19 protein-coding genes are annotated in these 23,382 nt (G+C 65.5%); 10 read left to right on the top strand and 9 right to left on the bottom strand.

What is annotated here, in order from left to right:
• Nucleotides 1-9: 9 nt before the first annotated feature.
• A complete protein-coding gene (locus ACFSCW_RS12420) occupies nucleotides 10-2,064 on the top strand; it encodes a prolyl oligopeptidase family serine peptidase (protein WP_380889651.1) in 2,055 nt (684 codons plus the stop codon).
• 1 nt (nucleotide 2,065) lies between these two features.
• Here ACFSCW_RS12420 and ACFSCW_RS12415 read toward each other — a convergent pair whose 3' ends face one another.
• Nucleotides 2,066-3,967 (bottom strand): potassium transporter Kup, encoded by a 1,902-nt coding sequence (locus ACFSCW_RS12415; RefSeq protein WP_380889648.1) that lies wholly within the window; start codon nucleotides 3,965-3,967, stop codon nucleotides 2,066-2,068.
• Nucleotides 3,968-4,094: 127 nt separating this feature from the next.
• On the opposite strand from ACFSCW_RS12415, the gene ACFSCW_RS12410 reads away from it, so the two are divergent.
• Both ACFSCW_RS12410 and ACFSCW_RS12405 read left to right on the top strand, forming a co-directional pair.
• Nucleotides 4,095-4,721 (top strand): DedA family protein, encoded by a 627-nt coding sequence (locus tag ACFSCW_RS12410; RefSeq protein ID WP_380890123.1) that lies wholly within the window; start codon nucleotides 4,095-4,097, stop codon nucleotides 4,719-4,721.
• A 23-nt stretch (nucleotides 4,722-4,744) separates the two neighbouring features.
• Complete coding sequence (locus ACFSCW_RS12405; RefSeq protein ID WP_380889646.1) at nucleotides 4,745-4,933, top strand: hypothetical protein; 189 nt, start codon at nucleotides 4,745-4,747, stop codon at nucleotides 4,931-4,933.
• On the opposite strand, the gene ACFSCW_RS12400 is transcribed toward ACFSCW_RS12405, so the two are convergent.
• Nucleotides 4,930-5,268, bottom strand: a complete 339-nt coding sequence (locus ACFSCW_RS12400) for an arsenate reductase family protein (protein ID WP_380890121.1) — start codon at nucleotides 5,266-5,268, stop codon at nucleotides 4,930-4,932. The genes ACFSCW_RS12405 and ACFSCW_RS12400 overlap by 4 nt on opposite strands.
• Nucleotides 5,269-5,381: 113 nt before the next feature.
• Here ACFSCW_RS12400 and ACFSCW_RS12395 point away from each other — a divergent pair, with 113 nt between their 5' ends.
• Entirely contained in the window at nucleotides 5,382-5,585 is a 204-nt protein-coding gene (locus ACFSCW_RS12395) for a hypothetical protein (protein WP_380889644.1), read from the top strand.
• Here ACFSCW_RS12395 and ACFSCW_RS12390 read toward each other — a convergent pair.
• Nucleotides 5,543-6,316, bottom strand: a complete 774-nt coding sequence (locus ACFSCW_RS12390) for a LytR/AlgR family response regulator transcription factor (protein WP_380889642.1) — start codon at nucleotides 6,314-6,316, stop codon at nucleotides 5,543-5,545. The two genes, ACFSCW_RS12395 and ACFSCW_RS12390, sit on opposite strands and share 43 nt — an antisense overlap.
• Nucleotides 6,313-7,539: a sensor histidine kinase gene (locus ACFSCW_RS12385; RefSeq protein ID WP_380889639.1), complete on the bottom strand. Its 1,227-nt coding sequence runs from the start codon at nucleotides 7,537-7,539 to the stop codon at nucleotides 6,313-6,315. The genes ACFSCW_RS12390 and ACFSCW_RS12385 overlap by 4 nt, the downstream gene beginning before the upstream one ends.
• A 40-nt stretch (nucleotides 7,540-7,579) precedes the next feature.
• Here ACFSCW_RS12385 and ACFSCW_RS12380 point away from each other — a divergent pair, with 40 nt between their 5' ends.
• From ACFSCW_RS12380 to ACFSCW_RS12370, 3 genes are all read left to right on the top strand, one after another.
• Nucleotides 7,580-8,995, top strand: a complete 1,416-nt coding sequence (locus ACFSCW_RS12380; RefSeq protein WP_380889637.1) for an aminotransferase-like domain-containing protein — start codon at nucleotides 7,580-7,582, stop codon at nucleotides 8,993-8,995.
• Nucleotides 8,995-9,852, top strand: a complete 858-nt coding sequence (locus tag ACFSCW_RS12375) for a MucR family transcriptional regulator (RefSeq protein WP_380889634.1) — start codon at nucleotides 8,995-8,997, stop codon at nucleotides 9,850-9,852. The genes ACFSCW_RS12380 and ACFSCW_RS12375 overlap by 1 nt, the downstream gene beginning before the upstream one ends.
• Before the next feature lie 263 nt (nucleotides 9,853-10,115).
• Complete coding sequence (locus ACFSCW_RS12370) at nucleotides 10,116-13,151, top strand: TonB-dependent receptor domain-containing protein (protein ID WP_380889631.1); 3,036 nt, start codon at nucleotides 10,116-10,118, stop codon at nucleotides 13,149-13,151.
• Nucleotides 13,152-13,190: 39 nt separating this feature from the next.
• Here the strand turns inward: ACFSCW_RS12370 and ACFSCW_RS12365 are convergent, their stop codons facing one another.
• Nucleotides 13,191-15,332 carry a M3 family metallopeptidase gene (locus ACFSCW_RS12365; RefSeq protein ID WP_380889628.1) on the bottom strand — a complete coding sequence of 714 codons (2,142 nt, stop codon included), beginning with the start codon at nucleotides 15,330-15,332 and terminating at the stop codon, nucleotides 13,191-13,193.
• A gap of 185 nt (nucleotides 15,333-15,517) precedes the next feature.
• Here ACFSCW_RS12365 and chrA point away from each other — a divergent pair, with 185 nt between their 5' ends.
• The 3 genes from chrA (at nucleotide 15,518) to ACFSCW_RS12350 (ending at nucleotide 17,986) form a co-directional block, all read left to right on the top strand.
• A complete protein-coding gene (gene chrA / locus ACFSCW_RS12360) occupies nucleotides 15,518-16,855 on the top strand; it encodes a chromate efflux transporter (RefSeq protein WP_380889626.1) in 1,338 nt (445 codons plus the stop codon).
• 80 nt (nucleotides 16,856-16,935) lie between these two features.
• Entirely contained in the window at nucleotides 16,936-17,286 is a 351-nt protein-coding gene (locus tag ACFSCW_RS12355) for a DUF3147 family protein (protein WP_380889624.1), read from the top strand.
• Nucleotides 17,287-17,299: 13 nt separating this feature from the next.
• Complete coding sequence (locus ACFSCW_RS12350) at nucleotides 17,300-17,986, top strand: superoxide dismutase (RefSeq protein WP_380889622.1); 687 nt, start codon at nucleotides 17,300-17,302, stop codon at nucleotides 17,984-17,986.
• Between the two features lie 4 nt (nucleotides 17,987-17,990).
• Here the strand turns inward: ACFSCW_RS12350 and ACFSCW_RS12345 are convergent, their stop codons facing one another.
• From ACFSCW_RS12345 to ACFSCW_RS12330, 4 genes are all read right to left on the bottom strand, one after another.
• A complete protein-coding gene (locus ACFSCW_RS12345) occupies nucleotides 17,991-18,428 on the bottom strand; it encodes a hotdog fold thioesterase (protein WP_380889619.1) in 438 nt (145 codons plus the stop codon).
• The gene (locus tag ACFSCW_RS12340) at nucleotides 18,428-20,467 is read right to left on the bottom strand and encodes an amidohydrolase family protein (protein WP_380889617.1); all 2,040 of its coding nucleotides are present in this window, start codon (nucleotides 20,465-20,467) and stop codon (nucleotides 18,428-18,430) included. The genes ACFSCW_RS12345 and ACFSCW_RS12340 overlap by 1 nt, the downstream gene beginning before the upstream one ends.
• Before the next feature lie 181 nt (nucleotides 20,468-20,648).
• Entirely contained in the window at nucleotides 20,649-21,752 is a 1,104-nt protein-coding gene (locus ACFSCW_RS12335) for a sensor histidine kinase (protein ID WP_380889614.1), read from the bottom strand.
• 53 nt (nucleotides 21,753-21,805) lie between these two features.
• On the bottom strand, nucleotides 21,806-23,332 hold the full coding sequence (locus tag ACFSCW_RS12330; protein WP_380889611.1) for a peptide chain release factor 3: 1,527 nt from the start codon (nucleotides 23,330-23,332) through the stop codon (nucleotides 21,806-21,808).
• Nucleotides 23,333-23,382: the final 50 nt, after the last annotated feature.

Raw genomic sequence — 23,382 nt, 5'->3', positions numbered from 1 at the left:
ATCGCGTTCATGAGAAAAACGCTGACTGCGCTGGCGCTTGGCGCCGCCTTTGTTCCCGCCGGCGTTTCCGCCCGTCCGATGACGGCGACCGATCTGGCGACCATGCACCGGATCGGTTCTCCGTCCGTGTCGGCGGACGGGCGATGGTTAATCTATTCGCTGAGCAAGACCGATCTCGCTGCGAACAAGCGGCGCAATCACCTCTGGCTGCTGGATACGCGCGCCAAGGGCGCGCAGCCGGCGCAGATCGCGTTCTCAGCCGCCGACAAGAGCGAGCATGACCCGGTTTTCTCGCGCGACGGCAAATGGATCTATTATCTAAGCAACGCCGGCGGCTCGGATCAGCTCTGGCGCGTGGCGCTGCCCGGCGGCACGCCTGAGCGGCTGACCAATCTCGCGACCGATGTGGGCGGCTTTTTGCTCGCGCCGACCGGCGACCGGGTGGCGATCTGGGGCGATCGCGGCCTGAACTGCGCCGATTACGACTGCAAGGCGACCGACAAGACCGACGCAGCGCTTGGCGGCAGCGGCCGGACCTACGAGCAGCTGTTCGTGCGGCACTGGGATGCCTGGGCGGAGCCCAACACCCGCTCGCGCATCTTCATCCTTCCTTTGGCCGACGGCAAGCCGACAGGCGCCGGCGTGCCGGTGGCGACGCAGTTGATCGGCGACGCGCCGTCCAAGCCGTTCGGAGGCGCCGAGGAATTGTCGTGGAGCCCGGACGGCAGGACGCTCTATTTCGCGCTGCGCGAGGCGGGACGGATCGAGGCCCTGTCGACAAACCTCGACATCTTTGCCGTGGGTCCTGACGGCGCCCCGGTCAACCTCACCGCTGCCAATAAGGCGACGGACACCTTCCCGGCGGTCTCGCCCGACGGCAAATGGCTGGCCTATGCCGCGATGAAGCGGCCGGGCTACGAGGCCGACCGGCTCGGCATCATGCTGCGCAATCTGGCGACCGGCGAGACCCGGGAGCTGGCGCCGAACTGGGACCGCTCGGTCGGCTCAATCGCCTGGGCGCCGGGCGGCAAGAGCCTGTTCGTCACCGCCGGCGAAGTGCTCGACGAGCCGCTGTTCCGGGTCGATGTGCCCTCGGGCAAGGTTACGAGGCTTACGGAAGGCGGCACGGCCGGCAACGTTCACCCGCTCGCCGACGGATCGGTCGTCTACACGCTGAACTCGATCCAGGCGCCGGACGACCTCTATCGCTGGAAGGGCGGCAAGTCGGTCAAGCTCACCAGCGTCAATGCCGACAAGCTGAAGGAGCTCGACCCGGTCAGTGTGAAGCGCTTCAGTTTCGCCGGCGCGAATGGCGACACCGTCCGGGGCCAGATCGTGAAGCCGGCAGGCGCGACGGGCAAGCTGCCCGTCGAGCTACTGGTGCATGGCGGGCCGCAGGGATCGTTCGGCAATGGCTGGTCCTACCGTTGGAACCCGCGGCTGTTCTCGGCGCCCGGCTATGGTGCCGTGACGATCGATTTCCACGGCTCGACCGGTTTCGGCCAGGCCTTCACCGATGCGATCAACAAGGACTGGGGCGGCAAGCCGCTCGAGGACCTGAAGCTCGGCCTGCCCGCCGCCGCCAAGGCCGATGCCCAGCTCGACATCGACAACGCCTGCGCATTGGGCGGCAGCTATGGCGGCTATATGATGAACTGGATCGAGGGCAATTGGCCCGACCGGTTCAAGTGCATCGTCATGCACGACGGCGTCTTCGACGCCCGCGCCATGGCTTATGAGACCGAGGAACTCTGGTTCGACACCTGGGAGCATGGCGGCAAGGCCTATTACGAGGCGCCGCAGGAATACGAAAAGTGGAATCCGGTGAACTTCGTCGACAAATGGAAGACGCCGATGCTCGTCATCCACGGCGAGCAGGATTTCCGGATTCCCTATACCCAGGGGCTCGCCGCCTTCACCGCGCTGCAGATGCGCGACATCCCGTCGAAACTGCTGATCTTCCCGGACGAGAACCACTGGGTGCTGAAACCCCGCAACTCGATCCAGTGGTACGCGAACGTGTTCGACTGGCTGAACCGCTACCTGCGACCCAAGGGGCAGTAGCTCAGATCTGCACCTGCGAGCCGAGTTCCACGACCCGGTTCGCGGGTAGTTTGAAGAACTCCATCGCCGTGGCGGAATTGCGGACCATCCAGCCGAAGAGCTTCTCGCGCCACAACGCCATACCGGGGCGGGCGCTGGCGATCACGGTCTGGCGCGAGATGAAATAGCTGGTGCTCATCGGCGGCAGCGGGCCGACCTTGTCCTTGGCCAAGGCAAGTGCGGCGGGGATGTCCGGGTCTTCGCTGAAGCCATAGCGCAGGATGACTCGCTTCAATCCGCAGCCGAGCTCGTCGACCGACACACGGTCGTGCTCCTTTACCCAAGGCACGTTCAGCACGGAAACCGTCAGCAAGATCACATGCTCGTGCAGCACCTGATTGTGCTTGAGGTTGTGGAGCAGGGACGGGGGGATGCCCTCTGACTGCGCGGTCAGGTAGATGGCCGTGCCGCGAACGCGGTGCACGTCCTTGCTGACCGACTGGACGAAAATCTCGACGGGCATATTGCCTTCGGCGAGCCGCTTGCGGATCAGCGTGCGGCCCTTCGCCCAAGTGGTGAGCATCGTGAACGCAACGGCTGCGACCAACAGCGGGAACCAGCCGCCATCGGTGAATTTGGTCAGGTTGGAGGCGAAATAGACGCCATCGACGGTCGCGAACACGAAGATCAGCGCAGCGGCGAGCGGCTTCGGCCAGTGCCAGAGCCGCGTCAGCACCACCGCAAGCATCACCGTCGTGATCAGCATCGTGCCGGTGACCGCAATGCCATAGGCCGAGGCGAGATTGGACGAGGTCTTGAAGGACAAGACCAGCAGCACAACCGCGCACAGCAATGCCCAGTTGACGAGGGGCAAATATATTTGCCCTTCGGCCCGTGCGCTGGTGTGAAGCACGTGCAGGCGCGGGAACAGGCCGAGCTGCACTGCCTGGCGCATTACGGAGAACGCGCCGGTGATGACGGCCTGGCTGGCGATGACGGTGGCAACCGTGGCGAGAATGACCATCGCCGGACGCCAGGCGTCGGGAGCGAGCAGGTAGAACGGGCTTTCGATCGCGGCCGGATTGGCGAGCAGCAGTGCGCCCTGGCCCAGGTAATTGAGCATCAGCGTCGGGAAAGCGACGATCAGCCAGGCCATACGGATCGGGCGCCGGCCGAAATGGCTCATGTCGGCGTAGAGTGTCTCGGCGCCCGTCACCGCCAGCACGATCGAGCCAAGCGCGAGGAATGCCGTCCCCGGATCGGAAGCGATAAACCGCGCCCCATAGACGGGTGACAGCGACAACAGGATGTCGGGCGTCTGCAGGATCGCGAGCAGCCCGAGCACCGCCAGCACCGCGAAATAGACGAGCATGATGGGGCCGAAGATCGCACCGACGCGCTCCGTCCCGCGGCTTTGGATCATGAACAGGCCGACCAGGATCGCGATCGAGACCGGCAGCACATAGCGTGCGAAGCCCGGGCTCAGCACCTCAAGCCCTTCGACCGCCGAGAGTACCGACACCGCCGGCGTGATCATTGCGTCGCCGAAGAACAGAGCCGTCGCGAACACACCGAGTACGGTCAGCCCTGCCGTCCAACGGCCCGGCCCGGAATTGCGCGAGATCAGCGCCAGCAGGGACAGGCTACCGCCTTCGCCCTTGTTGTCGGCGCGCATCATGATCGTCACGTATTTGAACGTCACGACAAGCAGCATCGTCCAGAAGATGATGCTGACCACGCCCATCACGCGCATGGCCTCGACCGGCATCTGGTGATGACCGGCAAAGGATTCGTGCAGCGCGTAGAGCGGGCTGGTGCCGATATCGCCGAACACGACGCCGAGCGCGCCAAGCGCCAGCCAGGCGGTGCTCTGTTTGGGGTGATGGTCGGGCGAGGAAGCGTCCGGAACAGCGGCTTCAGCCATGCTTGTCAGCGACTCGAAATCGAAGGACGGCGCGCTCTGCGCCTCGGCTTCGAATTGTGCAAGTGCGAAACGAATATCCAGGCTTCGACAAGCGGCGATCAAGCCGCTAGGCGCGCCATTAATGCAGATTCTTCACGCGATTATCGCCGCGATGGCGTCGTTCATCATCGCCGTCATTTCCGCGGGCGGCTATGCCGGCATCGCCTTTCTGATGGCGATCGAGAGCGCCTGCATCCCGCTGCCGTCGGAAATCATCATGCCGTTCGGCGGCTATCTGGTCTCGACCGGCGAGATGAACCTGTATCTCGTCGCGACCGCCGGCGCGATCGGGTGCAATATCGGATCGATTCCGGCCTATGAGCTGGGCAGGCGCGGCGGCCGCGCGGCGATTATGCGCTGGGGCAAATATGTGCTGCTCGATGCGCACGATCTGGAGCTGTCGGAGCGGTTCTTCGCGCGGTTCGGCAGCCTTGCCGTGCTGATCGCGCGGATGCTGCCGGTGGTGCGCTCGTTCATCGCACTGCCGGCTGGCGTCGCCGCGATGCCGCTCGGGCGGTTTCACCTCTATACCTTCATCGGCTCCTGGCCGTTCTGCTTCGGCCTCGCCTGGATCGGCATGACGCTTGGCCGCGCCTGGGACAGCGATCCCCGGCTGAAGGAGTGGTTCCACCGCTTCGATGCAGCGATCGTTGCGGTCGGGCTGATTGCGGTCGGCTGGTTCGTCTGGACGCGCTGGAAGCGCCGGGTCCGCTGACGGAACCTTTGGCCTCGGCGGGCGTGGTTGCGGGCATGGACCAGAACCGCACACCCGACCACGAAGAAGACGAGGCCCTGAACGCGGTCGGCGCCGGCGGCCAGAGCACCGATCTGAACGTCGCCGAGCCGGTGACGGGCAATCCGGCCGGCGGCCCGCACGATCTCGGCGCCAAGGCCGCGCGCAAGCAGGACGCGACGGGTCAGGCCTAGAGGATTTCGCGCACCTTCTCTGCCGGACGACACAGGCGTACGCCTTTGTCCGTCTTGACCAGCGGCCGCTCGATCAGGATCGGATCGGCCATCATCGCGTCCAGAACCGCGTCGTCGGATGCGCCGGCTATGGCCTTGGCTGCCTCTTCCTTTATTCTGAGCCCGTCCGCGGGACGCATCCCGGCCTCCGCGTAAAGCTGCGCCAGTTCCGCGCGGCTCGGCGGGGCCTGGAGATACTCGATCACGGTCAGCTCCATGCCCGGCTCGGCCTCAAGGATGGCGAGCGTGTTGCGCGAGGTGCCGCAGCGCGGATTGTGCCAGATGGTTGCTTTCATGGTGTCGCCGATCAGCACAGAAACTTGTTGCAGAAAAGAGACTGGTCGACCGCAATCGCACCTTCGTCGCGATTGGGATGAACGAATGACCGTTCCGGGTGTTTGATCGCGCCATGAGCGAAACGGACCGTCTTGAAGCGCAGGCCCGCCGGTGCCGCCGGCTCGCGGGCGGACTCAGCAACCGCGACGACGTTCGCGCGCTGGAGGATCTGGCGCGGGAGTTCGAGAGCCGCGCCGAGCGCCTGCGCCTTGCCGCCGCCACGCTGGCGAGCCGTCAGGCGGGCGGCTTCAGCGCGCTGCGGATCGTCCGTTCGTAAGTTCGCCCGACCCGCACTTCCGTCCCTTCGTCAAGCACCGCGGTCAGCGACGCGAATTGCCCGCGCCGGAAGCAGCGCAATCGCCGCCGGTGGATGATCGCGCTCCGGTGCACGCGGATGAAGTTGGCGGGGTCCAGCCGCTCGGCAATCGACGCCAGGCTTTCGTGATATAAATAGGAGCGGCCACAAGCGTGGAGCCGCGCATAATCCCGCTCCGCCTGAATCCAGAGAATGTCGGTGACCGGCACGCGGATCGTCTCTCCGCGCGTGCTGACCCAGAAGCATGTGTCGGCATCAGCGCGCTCCCGAAGCTCGCCGCGAAGCGAGGAAACCACCGAGCGCAGCTCGGCAAGCTGCTCTTCCTGCTCCTGACGCGCGATCACGCCCCGCGCCCGCTCAACCGCCAGCGCCAGCCGGTCGAAGGCCACCGGCTTCAGCACGTAATCGACCGCGCGCGCTTCGAACGCGGCGATCGCATATTGGTCGTAGGCAGTCACGAAGATGATCGCCGGCGCCTGCCCGTCGAGCTGTTCTATCAGCTCGAACGCGTCGCCATTCGGCATTTGCACGTCAAGTAACAGCAGGTTGGGCGTGAGGGCACGGATAAGGTCGGCGCCTTCCCGGATATTGCCTGCTTCCCCCACGATCTCGACGCTGCCGAGGCCGGCAAGCGCCCGCTTGACGCGCCGCCGCGCCAGCGGTTCGTCGTCGAGGATCAGCGCGCGGATCATGCCGGGCCGTAGCGGAGCGGGAGCGTGATCGTAGACCGGAAAAGGCCATCTGCGCCGAGCGCGCTGCTCAGCCGGCCGGCATCTCCGAACCGCGTCGTGAGCCGCTCCGCGACATTCCTCAACCCAACTCCGGTGCCGGTCGATGGCCGCGGATGCTCGGGCGCATCGTTCTCGACATGAACCTGCAGAATGTTGCGATCGGCCTCGGCGCGGATCCGAATATGGACCGCATGATCGAGGGCGCCGACACCGTGCTTCACGGCATTTTCCACCAGCGGCTGCAGGATCAGGCTCGGCACTTTCGCACCGGCTAGAAAATCGGGAATTTCGACGGCAACGCTCAGCCGATCGGAAAAGCGTTCACGCTCGATGTCCAGATATCGCTTCTGGATGTCGAGCTCGTCGGCGAGCGTGATGTCCTGCATCGGATCGAGCGCCAGCGTGGAGCGCAGGAAGGCGGAGAGGCTCAGCACCATCCGCTCCGCCGGACCGACGTCACGCTCCTCGATCAGCGTCGCCAGCGCGTTGAGCGTATTGAACAGGAAATGCGGATTGATCTGGTAACGCAGCGCCCGCATCTGCGCGTCGTGCGCCTGCGCGCGCAGCTCGGAAAGCTGGCGCTCACGCTCCACCGCTTCGCTGCTGTATTGCTGCGCGAGGAACAGCGCCGACCAACCGAGATAGCAGCCGACCCAGAACAGGATTTCGCGCAGCGTCGGTCCGAGTCGCACCGGACTCATGCTTTTCATTCCGACCTGGAAAGCAAAATAGGCGACGACTTCGTGTAGGCAGGCGACAACAATCGCGACGGCGACGACGAGCATGGCCTTGGTGGAGAAGCTGCGGCTTGCCATCCGCCCGACTACGCGAATGATGACCCAGCTCATCGCGATCTGAAAGACGAACATGAAGGAGCGGGCGCCGAAGGTGTACCAGGTCTCCCACATGTCTATCTGGGCGATGGCGTTCAGTACCGCCCACATGACCAGCCAGTAAATGATGCTGAGGCGCATGCCCCCGCGCATGCTGCGCGACGCAAAATTGCGCGACTCCGCTATGAAACCGACCCTTTGTTCCATCGGGCGACATATCGGCAGCTTGAAGCGTTCAAGTCGAGTGCCGTTCGTCCGGCGTGCATCGCCATTCGCAGAATTACATCTGTTTTCGTAAGCCTCAAATCGCGGCTCGTCGAAGCCATGCTGCATTTCGCGCCAGTGTCGCATCACATTCGCGCCCAGGAACCGAACGCTTGGGGAGTCAGTCGTGGGTGGTTCTGTGGCGATGCGGCATATGGAAGGGCAGGGGCGCTCTCGCGCGCCGGCCTTCCTGCCTGCCGATTTCGCGCCGGAGCCGCATGGCGGGCTCTACCAGGGCCTTTACAAGCGCCTGCGCGGCTTCATCCTGGATGGTGTATGGCCGGCGGGCACGCGGCTGCCGTCGTCGCGCACGCTTGCCGCCGATCTAAAGGTCTCACGCAACACCGCCATTTTGGCAGTCGAGCAACTGGTTGCCGACGGCTGGGCGGAATCGCGCAGCCGCTCGGGCGTTTACGTGTCCGCCGCCCAGGCGCCGACGCCCGCGCCCGAGACAGGCGTCAAGGCGCGCGCCTCGTCCGACCTGCCGCCGTTCGCGCTCCAGCGCCCGGCCGCCGATCTGTTCCCGGCTCAAATCTGGAAACAGTTGCAGGCGCGCGCCTGGGCGGAGATCGAGCCGCAGCGGCTTGCCACGACTGACGCTGCTGGCGATCCCGCCTTGCGTGAAGCGATCGCCCGGCTGGTCTGCGGCCCGCGCGGAATGCGTTGTCATCCGGATCAGATCGTTGTCGTGCCCACCGCCACGGCCGCCATCGACCTGATCGCCGGCACGTTGTTGCGGCCGGGCGACACGGCGCTGGTCGAAAATCCCGGGAGACCCGCCGTGCGGCAATCGCTGGTTGCGCGGGGAGCGCGGCTGCAGCCGATCCGAACGGACGCGCTTCCACCCGCGCGGCTGGCGTGCGTCGCCAGTGCGACGCGGTTCCCCGGCGGCGAGGCATTGGATCGGGAGGGCCGCGCAAGACTTCTCGGTTGGGCGCGGGCTACCAACGGGTGCATCATCGAGGATGACCGCGACGCGGACCTCTGGTTCGATGCACCGCCTCCGCCTCCGCTCGCGGCGGAAAATGGCGAGCGCGTGCTGCTGGTCGGCAGCTTCAATCGCATCCTTTTCCCTGGCTTGTGCGTGGCGTTCCTTGTCGCGCCCCTGCCTCTGGTCGAAAGACTGCGCGCCGCAAACGCGATCGCCGGAGGTCGGGCGAGCCTCGCTTCACAACTTGCCCTGCGGGAGTTCATCGGAGACGGGCATTTTGCCCGCCATCTGCGCCGCCGTCGCCAGGCTTATCAGGAACGCCGCGAGGCCCTGATCGACTGCCTGGGCGATCTGGTGGATCGTGAGCACATCAACACGGCCGGGACGTATCTGGCAGTCCATGTCGGCGCGGGCCGCGCACGCGCGCTTGCCGACCGGCTCGCGGCCGAACGGCTCGGCGGTGCTGCGATCGACGATTTCATGATCGAAGGAGAGGCAGGAGCCGATCTACTGATCGGACTCGGCCTTTCGCCCGAGGCGATCCTCGACGAGGGGCCGCGCCTCGCCGCTGTCATACGATCCGAACTGTCCAGTGCAAGGGAGCAACGCTGATGTACGCGTCCGAGCGCATTTTTCCCGAGCGTGGCCGCAGCGGCCGCACCCAGATCACGGCGGCGCGGATCGAGGCCCGCTTTCTCGAGCTGCTCGCGGAGCATCCGTTCCAGCAGATTTCAGTCGCAGATATTGCGGACGGTTGCGATATTGCACGCTCGACCTTCTACCGGTTGTACGCCGATCCTGTGGAGACGCTCTGGGCCCTGGCGCTGCCAATCTTCGAGAAATCGTTCGACGCCGCGCTGAAGGGTGACAGCGCTCGCTTCATCGAGGCTTTCGGCTCACTCTGGACCGTCCCCGGCCTGGTCGCCGCGCTCAATCATCCAAAGGCCAATGCGCGCATTCGTGCCAAGCTGGCCGCAGTAATACAGGCGCGGCTCCGCCAGCACGCCTGTGGCCGAGGCGGCGAGACCAGCGCGCTGGTGATGGCGGCCGCCTGCCTCACCGTGCTCGCCCAGTCCGAGACCAAGGAATCGCCGAGCGAGGCCGATTTGAGCGAGTTGATGTCGCTGATCTACATCGCGGCATATTTGACGCCCGGCGCTCTCCAGTCGATTGCCCGCGAGCAGGCGCGGCGCGGTTTGAACGGCGGTTTTCCCCCCGCCGTATCGCTCGAAGAATCGCTCGCCTCCGACGACTATATCCTCTCGATGATCGACGGCCGGCCTTATCGTTCGTTGACCCGCCACATCGCCCGCTATGGTATGACGCCTGCCGATTACCGGCGCTGTTTCGGCCTGGACGAGGACTATCCGATGGTCGCGGCAAGCTATTCCGAACGGCGGCGAGCGCTCGCGATCAGTGCCGGTTTCGGCGTCCGGCGCAATGTCGGGGGATGCTCCGCCGCAGCCTGACGTACAGTGTTGCGCCGAGGCAACAGAGCACTTGCAAAAACAGTGATGGTGCCAGATTTCCCGTTCCTGCGGGCTCTCGATCGGCGGGCGGCTATATTGGCCGTCTCCGTCTAAACTGCTGAGAAACAGAAGAATTAATCAGTTTCATCCCTGCTTGGCCAACTCGTCGACCAACTGGACCCATTCGGCCCTCCGGTCTGGTTCTTTTTCCGCTAGGCCGCCCCGCTACCCCCGATTTCGCAATGAGAAAAAGGGGAATTCCGATGTCTATCGCTTCCACGACGCGGCTGCGCACCCTGCTGTCGCTCGGCGCCGCGACCGCCGCGCTTTGCGCTGCGCCTGCCTACGCCCAAGACACCCAGACCGCCGAGGCCGCGCCGGCCGATGAAGGCACGATCGTCGTCACCGGTTCGCTCATCACCAACCCGAACCTGGAACGTTCGACGCCGGTCAATGTGACCACTTCGGAAGAGGTCGAGCTCCGCCAGACCAACGTCGCCGAGCAGCTGCTGCGCGACGTCCCTGGCGTTGTGCCGTCGACCGGATCGAACGTGAACAACGGCAATGGCGGCGCATCGTTCGTCAGCCTGCGCGGCCTCGGCTCGAACCGCAACCTGATCCTTCTCGACGGCAACCGCGTCGTGCAAACCGATACGGTCGGCCGGACCGATCTGAACGTCTTGCCGCTGGCGCTGATCGAGCGCACCGAGGTGCTGACCGGCGGCGCCTCGACGACCTATGGCGCGGACGCGATCTCCGGCGTGGTCAACTTCATCACCAAGAAAGATTTTTCGGGCCTCGAGATCAACGCCGGCGAGCAGATCACCCAACGCGGCGACGGCAACGTGTTCAGGGTCGATGCGACGATCGGCGCGAATTTCGATGACAATCGCGGTAATGCGACTTTCAGCGTCGGCTATCAGGAATCCGATCCTGTCTATCAGGGCAGCCGGGCGATCTCGCGCAGTGCGATCAGTCCGTACAACGAATTCGACACCACCGCAGCCGGCTCCCCGACCGCGATCCCCTCCACCTTCACCGTGCCGGGGACGGCGGGACTGCAGATCAACCCCGCCGGCGCGCTGGTGCCGATCTTCTCGTCGTTCAACTTCAATCCGTTCAACCTCTTCCAGACGCCGTTCAAGCGGTTCAACATGTTCGGGTCGGCCCGCTACGAAATCACGGACGGCATCGAAGCCTATACGCGCGGCATCTTTTCCAAAACCACGGTGCCGACGATCGTGGCGCCTTCCGGTGTGTTCGGGTCGACGGTCACGATCCCGGTCAGCAATCCGTATCTAACACCCGCGGCTCGCGCGACTTTCTGCGCCAACAACGACTTCAATCCCGGCGTCGCCGGCGTCCAGACTCTGACGCCTGCGCAGTGCGCCGCGGCTGCGGCGGCGACGAGCCCGTCCGATCCCAACTACCGGACATTCACCACGGGCCTGTTCCGCCGCACGACCGAGGTTGGCACGCGCAACGATATCTACACCACGACTTTCTTCGACTACCGCCTGGGCTTCCGCGGCGACATCACCGAGAGCATCCATTGGGATATTTCGGGCGGCTATGGCGAGAGCACCAATCACCGCGTGCGTCAGAACTACGTGCTGACGTCGCGCGTGCGCCAGGCGTTGCTTGCCACCAATCCGAACACCTGCCTCGACACCAGCAACGGCTGCGTGCCGTTGAACGTCTTTGGCCAGCAAGGCAGCATCACGCCTGCACAGGCGGCGTTCATCGGCGGCGTCACCAGCGTCATCGACGCCCCCAACTCGCTCGCCCAGGCAAGGGCGGTCGTCAACGGGGACTTTGGCGCATCATTGCCCTGGGCCAACGACGCGGTGAGCTTTGCGGCCGGCGGCGAGTATCGGAAATACAAATCGTCGATCGAGCCCGACAACTTGGCTCAGACGGCAGGGCAGCTCGGCGGTGCGGGGGGCGCCATCCGTCCGACCAAGGGCGCGCTGGACGTGTATGAAGCGTTCGGCGAGCTTCTTGCGCCGTTGGTGCAGGACAAGCCGTTCTTCGAGGACCTGACGCTCGAAGCGGGCGTCCGCTACTCACACTACACGATTGACGCGCCGGGCACGCCCAAGTTCAACACGACAACTTGGAAGGTTGGCGGGAGCTGGACTCCCATCCGCGATATCAAGATCCGCGGCAACTATGCCCATGCGGTTCGTGCGCCCAACATCAACGAGCTGTTCGCGCCGCTGAACACAGTGCTGACCAATCTCGGCGTCGATCCGTGCGCCGGTGTCGCGCCGCTGAACAACGCGAACCTGCGCGCGGTCTGTTTGGCACAAGGCGCGCCGGCGTTCACGATCGGCAACATTCCCGTGCCGGCGGCCGGACAGGTGAACGTCACCGGCGGCGGCAACCTGAACCTCAAGCCGGAGAAGTCGAACAGCTACACGATCGGCGCTGTCATTCAGCCATCGGTGCTGCCTGGGTTCTCGCTGAGCGTCGACTATTACAAGATCAAGCTGACCGGGGCGATCACGACGCCGACCTCGCAGGACATCGTCAATGCCTGCTTCGGCAACCTGTCGGCCGCGAGCGCAAGCAATCCGGCATGTACCTCGATCCGGCGCGATCCGAACACTGGCTCGCTAAGCGGCGACGCGGCGACCACACCGGGCCTGTTCGGCGCTCTCTCCAATCTGGGCCGCGCCAGCACGGACGGCGTCGATTTGACCATGAACTACAACACCGATCTGGGCTTTGCGAAGCTGGCGCTCAACTTCGCGGGCAACTGGACGCGGTCGGCCAAGTTCCAGGCAACGCCCACCTCATTGAACCGCGAATGCGTCGGCTTCTATAGCGTCAGCTGCGGATCGCCGGCGGGAACGGCGGCGGATATCGGCTCGATCCAGCCGGAATTCTCCTGGACGCAGCGCTCGACCCTCACGTTCGATAATGTCGACCTGTCGCTGTTGTGGCGGCATGTCAGCGCGGTGTCGTTCGAGCGTCAGCAGTTCCAGGACGATCTGGCGGTGGCTCTCGCCAGCCCCGCCGACTGCCCCGATCCGCTTGGCGCCGATCCGGGCGGCTGCATCGTCGATCCGCGGTTCCGCCATATCCCGGCGTTCGACTATTTCGACCTCTCGACGCGGATCGGCGTCGGCGACAACCTGACGCTCACCGTCACGGTCGCGAACCTGTTCGACAAGAAGCCGCCGAACACGGCCCAGAATATCGGGTCGACCAGCTTCAACAGCGGCAACACCTACCCCTCAACCTACGACACGCTCGGCCGCCGATTCGCCGTCGGAGCGCGCCTGCGGTTCTAAACCGGGAAGGGCGGAGCTTCACGGCTCCGCCCTTTCTTTTCAGTTGCTCGCGGCCGTAGCGGCAGGGACGGGGAAGCCCTTGTCCTTCAGCCAGGCGTCGACCTTGGGGTCGCGGCCGCGGAAGTTGCGATAGGCAGCCGCCGGATTGACGGTGTTGCCGACCGACAGGATCATGTCGTGGAAGCGCTTGGCGGTCGCCGCGTCCCACGGGCTGCCTGCCTCCACGAACGCCTGATAGGCGTCCTGATCCAGCACTTCTGCCCAGAGATAGCCGTAATAGCCCGCCGCATAGCCTTCGCCCGAGAAGACGTGGCCGAACTGCGGGATGCGGTGCCGCATCACGATTTCGGACGGCATACCCAGTTCGGCAAGCGTCGCTTTTTCGAACGCGTGCGGCTCGACCGGCGTGGCGCCGGCCAGGTGCATCTTCATGTCGACGATCGCGCTGGCCTGCGCCTCGACCACGCTGAACGCCTGGTTGAAGGTCTGCGCCGCCTTGATCTTGTCGACCAGCGCCTGCGGGATGCGCTCGCCCTTTGCGTTCACCAGGAACTTCATGACCTCTGGCGTGGTCAGGAAATGCTCGTTGAACTGCGACGGGAACTCGACGAAGTCGCGCGCAGTGCTGGTGCCGGCGAGCGACGGATAATGCACCGCCGAGTTCAGCCCGTGCAGCGCGTGACCGAATTCGTGGAACATGGTCTCGGCGTCGATGAAGGAGATCGTCACCGGCTCGCCGGGCTGCGCCTTCACGAAATTCGCATTGTTGGAGACGATCGTCGCGATTGGCCCGTCGAAGTTCGACTGGGTGCGGTACTCGTTCATCCACGCGCCGGAGCTTTTGCCCGGCCGCGCATAGGGATCGAAATACCATAGGCCGACATGCTTGCCGTCGCGGCCTTTCACTTCATAGACGGTCATGTCCGGGTTGAAGACCGGCAGGCCCTTCACCGGAGTGAAAGTGAAGCCGTAGAGCTGGCCCGCCGCCCAGAACATCGCATCCCGGACGTGATCGAGCTGCAGGTACGGCTTCACCTCGTTCATATCGAGGTCGTATTTCGCCTTCCTGAGCTTCTCGGCGTAGAAGCGGTAATCCCAGGGTGCGATCTTGAAGCCGCCATCCTTGGCGGCGATCGCCTGCATGTCGGCGACGTCGGTCTTGACCTGCGCGATCGCCGGCTTCCACGCCGCCATCATCAGGTTTATCGCATTGTCCGGCGTCTTCGCCATCGTGTCGGCGAGGTGCCAGTGCGCATAGGTCGGATAGCCGAGCAGCTTCGCCTTCTGCGCACGGAGCTGCAGGACTTGCGTCACGACCGGGTTGTTGTCGTGTTCGCCCGGATGATCGCCGCGGCTGGTCCAGATCTCGAACGCCTTCTGGCGCAGCCCGCGATCGGTCGCGTTGGTGAGGAAGGGCTCCATCGCCGAGCGGGTGTTGGCGATCACCCATTTGCCCTTCATGCCGCGCCGCTCGCCTTCCTGCGCCGCCGAGGCGATCTGAGCGGGGCTGAGGCCGGCGAGCTGGGCCTGGCTGTCGAGCACCAGCGCGTCATGCTCTTCGTCCCAGAGCTGGTTCTGCGAGAACTTGGTGTAGAGCCCGGCGAGCTGCTGGTTGACTTGGCTGAGCTGCGCCTTGTCGGCGGCCGAGAGTTTCGCGCCCTGCTGCGTGAAGTTGTTCCAATAGACCCAGACCAGCCGCTGCTGCTCCGGCGTCAACTTCGCCTTTTCGGGCGAGTTGTAGATCGCGTCGATGCGGCGGAAGAGCTTCTCGTTCTGGACGATCTTGTCCTGATGCGCCGACAGCTTCGGCGACATCTCTTCCTCGACCTTCTGGAATTCCGGCGTCGAGAGGTTCGACGACCAGATGCCGAAATAGGTATAGACGCGATTGAGCGTGCGCCCGGACTGTTCCAGCGGCACGAAGGTGTTGGCGAAAGTCGGCGGCGCGGGATTGTTGGCGATCACGTCGATTTCGCGCAGGTTCTCGGCCATCGCCGCTTCCAGCGCAGGCTTGAATTGGGCGATCTGCACCGTGTCGAACGCCGGCACACCACCATAGGGGCCGGCCCATTTGGCGAGCAGCGGATTGGCGGCCTGAGCCGCGGAAGCGACCGGCGCGGCAAGCGCGGCGGGAGCGGTTGCGGCCATCAGCGAAGCCGCGAGGATCGTGTGAAAATTCATGAATATCGCCCTTATGACATACCGATGAGCGCGTGATGAATGCGCGCCCAGCATGGGCAGGGGCTAGCAGAGATCGGGGGCGGTAGGACAGGGGGCAGGCCAGGTTGGCGGCGGCATAGAAAAGCTGGCGTGTCTGCTCCCGCGCGGCCGTTAGCTTTGGCGGCTCGGATCAAAAGGGGGGCCAAGTGAGCGGAGCGGAGACGCACGGGATCACGTTTCGGGAGGCGCTGGGCGTCTGGGCGCGGATCGCGCTGCTGAGCTTTGGCGGGCCGGCCGGGCAGATCGCGCTGATGCACCGGGTGCTGGTCGACGAGAAGCGCTGGATCGGCGAGGAGCGATTCCTCCACGCGCTCAATTTCTGCATGCTGCTGCCGGGCCCGGAAGCGCAGCAGCTCGCCATCTATATCGGCTGGCTGCTGCACCGCGTGAAAGGCGGGCTGGTCGCCGGGATATTGTTCGTCCTGCCGGGCGCGCTCGCGATCATGGCGTTGAGCTGGATCTATGTGCTCTACGCGGGCGCCGGGCCTGTGGCGGGGCTGTTCTTCGGGCTTAAAGCGGCCGTCGTCGCGATCGTCTTCCAGGCCGTGGTGCGGATCGGATCGCGGGCGCTCAAGACCGCTCCCCAGCGGCTGCTCGCCTGCGCGGCTTTCATTGCCCTGTTCGTATTCGGCGCGCCGTTCCCGCTCGTGGTGCTTGCCGCGGGCCTGATCGGATTTGGCGCTGCGCGGGCGGGCAGCCGGGCCTTTGCCAGCGGTGGCCACGGACCTGCGAAGGACGGATTGCCCGATGAGCAGAGCGCGCTGGGAGAGGAAATGCCGGATCATGCGAAGGGACACCGCACCCTGGGTATGGCGGCGTTTCTGCTGGTCCTTTGGCTCGGCACCGTCGTCGTGCTGCCGCACGGCGTATTTGCGGACATCGGCTGGTTCTTTTCGCGCATGGCGGTCGTCACGTTCGGCGGCGCCTATGCCGTGCTCGCCTATGTCGCCCAGGCCGGCGTCGATCATTATGGCTGGCTCAAGCCGAACGAAATGCTGGACGGGCTCGGCCTAGCGGAAACGACGCCGGGGCCGCTCATCATGGTGACGCAGTTCGTGGGCTTTCTCGGCGCCTATCGCCACGCCGGCGGCCTCGACCCGCTGCTCGCAGGAACGCTGGGCGGGCTGCTCACGACCTGGGTGACGTTCCTGCCCTGCTTCATCTGGATTTTCGCCGGCGCGCCCTATGTGGAGCGCCTGCGCCGGAACCGCGCGCTCTCGGCCGCGCTTTCGGCGATCACGGCGGCCGTGGTCGGCGTGGTGCTGAACCTCGCGGTCTGGTTCGTGCTGCATTACTGGTTCGCGCGCCTCGATCCGGGCCCGCTCGCCTTGCGCGTGCCGGTGTTGGCCAGCCTCGACTGGCGCGCGGTGCTGCTGTCGATCGTCGCCCTAATCGCGGCCTTTCGATTCAAGGTGGGAGTGCTGCCGCTTCTCGCGGGATGCGGCGTGGCAGGATTGATCCTGAGCTTAATCCCGTTGAGCTGAGCGGCAGGCAATGCCGAGCGAGCGCCGCCACTGCCTGACCGGGCTTGCCGATCGCCGCGCCCGGGCGCAGGGGAGCGGGCATGTGGTATCTGGTTCTGAAGGCCGCGATTTCGGGCGTGCTGATCGCCGCCGCTTCGGAAATGGCGAAGCGTTATCCCGGTTTCGGAGCGTTGATCGCGTCGCTGCCGCTCGTTTCCGTGCTGGGCATGATGTGGCTGTGGAAGGACAAGCCCGACGCCGCCAACATGGCGGCGCACGCGCAGGCGACCTTCTGGTACGTGCTGCCCTCTCTGCCGATGTTCCTGCTGATCCCGGCGCTGCTGAGAGGCGGTATGGGCTTCTGGATGGCGCTGCTGCTCGGCTGCGCGCTGACCGTCATTCTGTACGGGCTTATGAACTGGATCGGGCCGCGGTTCGGCCTGCCCATCTGAAAGGAGCGTTCCCATGGCTGAGCTTGACCGACGGACCCTGTTGAACGCGAGCCTTGCCGCCGGAGCAGCGGCCGCCGCCGCCCCCGTGTTGGCGCAGAAGCCGGCCGCTGGCTTCGCGCCCAAACCGCTGCCATTCGATCCCGCCTCAGTGCCGGGCCTGTCTCCCAAGCTGCTGACCAGCCACCATGACAATAATTATGCCGGCGCGGTGAAGCGGCTGGGCGCGATCCAGGGCGAGTGGGGAAAGCTCGATCCGGCGACCGCGCCCGGGTTCCAGATCAACGGGCTGAAGCGCGAGGAGCTGATCGCGTGGAACTCGATGATCCTGCACGAAATCTACTTCGCCGGTCTGGGTGCGCCGACGCGTCCGGGCGCGGCGCTGTCGGCGGCGCTGGAGCGGGACTTCGGCAGCCATGACCGGTGGCGCGCCGAGTTCATCGGCATGGGCAAGGCGCTCGGCGGCGGCTCGGGCTGGGTGCTGCTGACCTGGAGCGACCATGACGGGCGGCTGACCAACCAATGGGCGGCCGACCACACGATGACGCTGGCCGGATCGACGCCGCTGCTGGCGCTCGACATGTACGAGCATGCCTATGCGATGGATTACGGCGCGAAGGCCGGCGACTATGTCGAAGCCTATATGAAGGCGATCCGCTGGGACGAGGCGGACCGCCGCTTTGCGAAGGCTTCTCGCGCCTGAACGCTCAGGCGCGCTGCACCGGGATCACCGCCGCCGTCATCCGCGACAGGCACACGAGGCGGTCCTGCTCGTCGGTGATACGGATGGTCCAGACCTGCGAGGTGCGGCCGATGCTTTCCGCCCTGGCCGTGCCATAGACCCAGCCGTCCTTCGCCGGGCGGATATGGTTGGCGTTGATTTCCATGCCGACCGCCGTGCTGACGCTGCGATCGACCGCAAGCGTGGCGGCGATCGAGGCGACGGTTTCGGCGAGCGCGACCGACGCGCCGCCGTGAAGGCGGCCGTGCGGCTGGTGGGTGCGGCGGTCGACGGGCATCCGCGCTTTCAGCCAGTCGTCGCCGATCTCGATAAACTCGATGCCGATCAGGCCGGGCAGGGCGTTCGCGCCAAGCTTGGTCAGCTCGGCGAGATCGATGTCCGCTTCGTGCCAGATGCGCGCCATCAGTCCGCCGCACCGCCCGCCGGCGTCACCTTCGGCGCGGGGGCGAAGGGCTGGATGCCGAACTCAGGGTACACCTCCGCCGGGAAATAGACGGCGCCGTCCTTCACCACCATCGCGATGGTCTTGATCGCCTTCAAATCCTTGGTCGGGTCGCCGGGGACGAGGAAGAAGTCGGCGAGCTTGCCTTTCTCGATCGAGCCGAGGCGCTGATCCTGGCCCAGATAATGCGCCATGTCCCAGGTCGCGCGCTTCAGGATCTGCGGCGCAGTCATGCCGACCGTCTGATACAGCTCCAGCTCGCGGTGATAGGTGAAGCTGCCGCCGGTGTCGGTGCCGGGGACGATCATCACGCCCTTGTCGTTCAGCATGCGGATCGTCTGCACGATCTTGTCATAGGCGCCGCGATAGGCGGCGTCGTCGCCCGGAGCGGAGGTGTCGATCCATGCCTGCTTCAGCCCGCGCTGGCTGCCGATCGGCATGTGCGTGATGTAATCGACCGCGCCGCGCGGTACCTGGCCGTCGCGATTGAGCAGCAGGTTTTCGTGGATGCCCAATGTCACGTCCATCGGGATGTGGCGGCTGGCGACCAGGTCGATCGAGTGCTGGACGCGGGGGCTGCTGAGGTCGAGCGCAGGCAGGCGCTTGAGCGCGGTCAGCCGGAACAGCGTGCGCGTGTCCTCGGTCGGCTGGATCACCCATTGCAGCATGAACTGATTGATGTGGGTCAGCTCGTCGAAGCCGTCCTCGACCATCTGGTCGGCCGTGGCGAAGGCAGGGACATGGCCCTGGACCTTTAGGCCGAGGCGATGCGCTTCCTTGACCATCGCCGGAATCCAGGCGGGGTTCATGCTGTTGTACGACTTGATCGACCAGTAATTGCGCGCGGCGTACCAGCGGACGGCGTCGACCGCTTCGGCCTCGCTGTTCACCAGGATGCCGTTGTTGGCGCTGTACGGGCTCTTGCCCTCGACGAAGCCGGCGCGGACGATGCGCGGGCCGGCGATCACGCCGGTGTCGATGCGGTCGATCAGCCGGGCGAGCACGGCATTGTCGTTGCCCATGTCGCGCATCGTCGTGATGCCGGCGATCAGGTTGAGGAGCGCGCCGTCCTGGCTGGTGTGCGCGTGCATTTCGTACATGCCCGGGACGAGCGTGCCGCCGGCGCCGTCGATCACGACTTCGCCCTTGGTCGCCGGCTCGTCGAGCGGCTCGATGCCGGCGATGGTGTTGCCGCTGACAAGGACCGAGACCGGGCCGGTCAGCGCCTGCGCCTTGGGATCGAACAGGCGGACGTTGCGAATGCGGACGGGCGCGCCGTAGCGATGGGCGACGCGCTTCTGGATGTCGACGAAGCGGTCGGTCGACCATTGCGCAGCGAGCGTCTTCAGTCGCTCCGCCTCGGCCTCATAGCCGGCGCGGACAATGACGAAGCCGGGCGAGACCGAGGCGAAGAGCTGGCCTTGCGCGTCGAGCAGCACAGTGTCGGGAGAGGTGTCGATGCCGCCGAGATCGTAGCGCGTGACTTGCAGCGGGCCGCCGGGGCCGGTGACGCTGAGCGCTTCGCCCTTGGTCAGCCGGAGGACGCCGCCGGGAAGCGCGGGGATCGTCGTGCCGCCCGCCTTCATGATCGCGCGGGCATAGAGGCCGGTCGACCAGGGGCTGCCGCTTTGCGCGACATAGACGGCGCGCTCCTTGGTGACGGCGCTGCCCTTGCCGGTCGAATCGGTCCAGGTCGCTTTCGCGCCCGTCTTGGCGAAATGCTCCTCGACCTTGGAGCCGAAGGTGGTGGCGCCGGTCACGTCCCAGGCGGTCGGCAGGCCGTTCGCGTCGAGGCTGATCGCTTCCTTCATCGTCGGTCCGCGGCCGTTGTTCTTGAAGTCGTAATCGATGCCGACCTTGTCGCCCTGAACGTCGGCGTTGAGGTGGCCGACATTCTTGCCGCCGAAGATCACGCTGTAGCGCTGCATTTCGGCCGAGACGGGAGCGGCGGCGAGCGCCGCGGCGAGAGCGGCGAACGCCGCGGTGGTGAGCAGTTTCATCGAGGGCGATGCCTAAGCAGGGCTTGGGCGCCTTGCAATCCCGTCGCACCTGCCTGCGTTTTCGTCGACGCAATGTTTCGCGAAAACCGATTCTGACGCAACGAAAACATGCGACCCGAGGCATTCGAAAGAATGCTTACCCTCAGGGCCCGGCCGGCCTCAAAACCGGTCGGGCCTTTTTTTATGCGGCGAGCGGGGGCGCCTTGGCCGGGGTCGCGGCGATGCGCAGCGGCATGGTGAGGGTGACGCGGAAGCCGCCGCTCTCCGGCCGGCTCAGCTGCATCGTGCCTTCGTCGCCATAGTTCAGGCGCAGCCGCTCACGGACATTGGCGAGGCCGACGCCGGTGCCCGACGCGACGGCCATCGCGTCGCTGCCGCTGTCGCAGACTTCGAGCTCGAGCAGGCCGCCCTGCTGGCGCGCGGCGATGGCGATCGTCACCGGGCTGCGCGACGGCGCGACGGCGTATTTAACGGCATTCTCGACCAGAGGCTGGAGCAGGAACGGCGGCACCTGCGCGCGCGCCAGCTCAGGGGGAAGCTCGACCGTGCTGACCAGCCGCTCGCCGAAGCGGACGCTTTCGATCTCCAGATAATTGTCGAGCATCTCGAACTCGTCCTCGACCGCGACCATGCGATCGGGATCGGCGGCGAGGCTGCCGCGCAGGAACGAGGAGAGGCGGTCGATCATCGATTCCGCTTCGTCGGTGCGGCGGAGCACGACGAGGCTGGAGATCGCGTTCAGCGTGTTGAACAAGAAATGCGGGTTGAGCTGGAAGCGGAGCGCCAGCATCTGAGCCTCGCGCTCACGCTGCCGGGCCTGGTCGAGCAGGCGCTCGTTCCGGCGCAGCGCGTAATAGGCGCCCTGAAAGGCCAGCAGCGCCCCCACCATCGCCGTGTTGTAGGTGTTGAGCGTCGCGGCGCGGATGAACGCCGCGCGATAGGGATAGACGAGAACGCCCGTCATCTGCCGCAACTCGGTGTCCCAAAAGGATTGCAGCATCGCCACCCCGAGCACGGACAGCACGAAGGCGGTCCAGCGCAGGGTGGGCGGCACGCGCTCGGTGACGCGCAAGGCGACATAGACGAGGAAGTCGAGCGCGCCGTCGACGATCATCATCGGCAGGCCGAGGCGAAGCGCTTCGTAGAGATCGGCCGGGCCGCGGAAGAAGCCCTGAACGGTGAAGACCGCCAGCGTAAACAGGTTGGCGCCGAGGATCAGCAGCGTCGCAGACCGCAGCGGCGGCGCGCTTTGCCACAACATGCGATCCGCGGTGACCCGAGTCATGCTCCCCCCAATGCCCTTCCGTTCAACCGCTTAGCAGGTGTGAAACGGGCGGGCTAGGCACGCTCCTTCGTTGCCGAGAAGCGCAGCGCCGAGTTGCGTTCCTTGACGTAGTTCAGCTCCCACGCGTCTTTCGCCATGAAGACAAGCGCGCCGTCGCGGTCGCGCGCCAAGGCGCCGCGATGGATGGTCGCAAAGGCGTCGAGGTCTTTGGCGTCGCCGGCGAGCCAGCGAGCCGTGTCCCAGGGCGAAGGCTCGAGCTTCGCGTCCACCTTATACTCGGCTTCGAGCCTGGAGATCAGCACTTCGAGCTGGAGCTGGCCGACCACGCCGACCACCCAGGCGCTGCCGACTTCCGGGTAGAAGACCTGGATGATGCCTTCCTCGGCGAGGTCGTCGAGCGCCTTCCTGAGCTGCTTGGTCTTGGTCGGGTCCTTGAGCGCGATGCGGCGCAGGATTTCCGGCGCGAAGTTCGGCAGGCCGGTGATCGTCTTCGGCGGCCCGTCGGTGAGAGTGTCGCCGACGCGCAGCGTACCGTGGTTCGGGATACCGATGATGTCGCCGGGCCAGGCTTCCTCGGCGGTCTCGCGGTTCTGCGCGAAGAACAGGATCGGCGAATGCACCGCGATCGCCTTGCCGGTGCCGACCTGGTTGAGCTTCATCCCGCGTTTGAACTTGCCCGAGCACAGCCGCATGAACGCGACGCGGTCGCGGTGCATCGGGTTCATGTTCGCCTGCACCTTGAAGATGAAGCCGGTGACGGCGGGATCGTCCGGCGACACGGCTTCCGGCTCGGCCGGTTGCGGGCGCGGGCTGGGAGCGAAGCGGGCAAGCGCGTCGATCAGATCGGTGACGCCGAAATCCTTGAGCGCGGAGCCGAAATAGACCGGTGTCAGATCGCCGTGGCGATAGGCGACCTCGTCGAACGCCGGATAGCCGGCGTCGATCAGTTCGAGCTCTTCGCCCACGGTCTCGTGCCCGGAAAGGTCGGCGGGCGCGGTCTTCCCATCGGTGCTGGTGAGCGCCTTGGTCTCCAGATTGTAGAGACCTTCGAACGTGCCGCCCATGCCGACGGGCCAGTTCATCGGGCTGACATCGAGCGCCAGATCGGATGCAACCTCGTCGAGCAGGTCGAACGGATGCCGACCTTCGCGATCGACCTTGTTGACGAAGGTTATGATCGGGACGGAGCGGAGGCGGCAGACCTCGAACAGCTTGCGCGTCTGCGCCTCGATACCGCGCGCGGCGTCGATCACCATGACGGCGGAATCGACGGCGGTTAGCGTGCGGTATGTGTCCTCGCTGAAATCCTCGTGGCCTGGCGTGTCGAGCAGGTTGAACGTGAGGCCGTCGCGCTCGAACGTCATCACCGAGGACGTGACCGAGATCCCGCGCTGCTGTTCGATCTTCATCCAGTCGGAGCGGGCGCGCCGCGCCTGGCCGCGGGCCTTCACTTCGCCCGCCGCATGGATCGCGCCGCCGAACAGCAGCAGCTTTTCCGTCAAGGTGGTCTTGCCGGCGTCGGGGTGAGAAATGATCGCAAAGGTCCGCCGGTCGGGGCGGTTGGTCGGTCGGGAATCCATCGCGTGGCGCCCTACAGCGGCGACCGCGATTTGGCGAGAGCGAGCCGCGA

The sequence above is a fragment of the Sphingomonas tabacisoli genome (assembly GCF_042678385.1).
Lineage (GTDB): Bacteria > Pseudomonadota > Alphaproteobacteria > Sphingomonadales > Sphingomonadaceae > Sphingomonas_B > Sphingomonas_B tabacisoli.
Note: the sequence above shows the minus strand (reverse complement) of the source record. Positions and strands in the feature narration are given on the sequence as shown.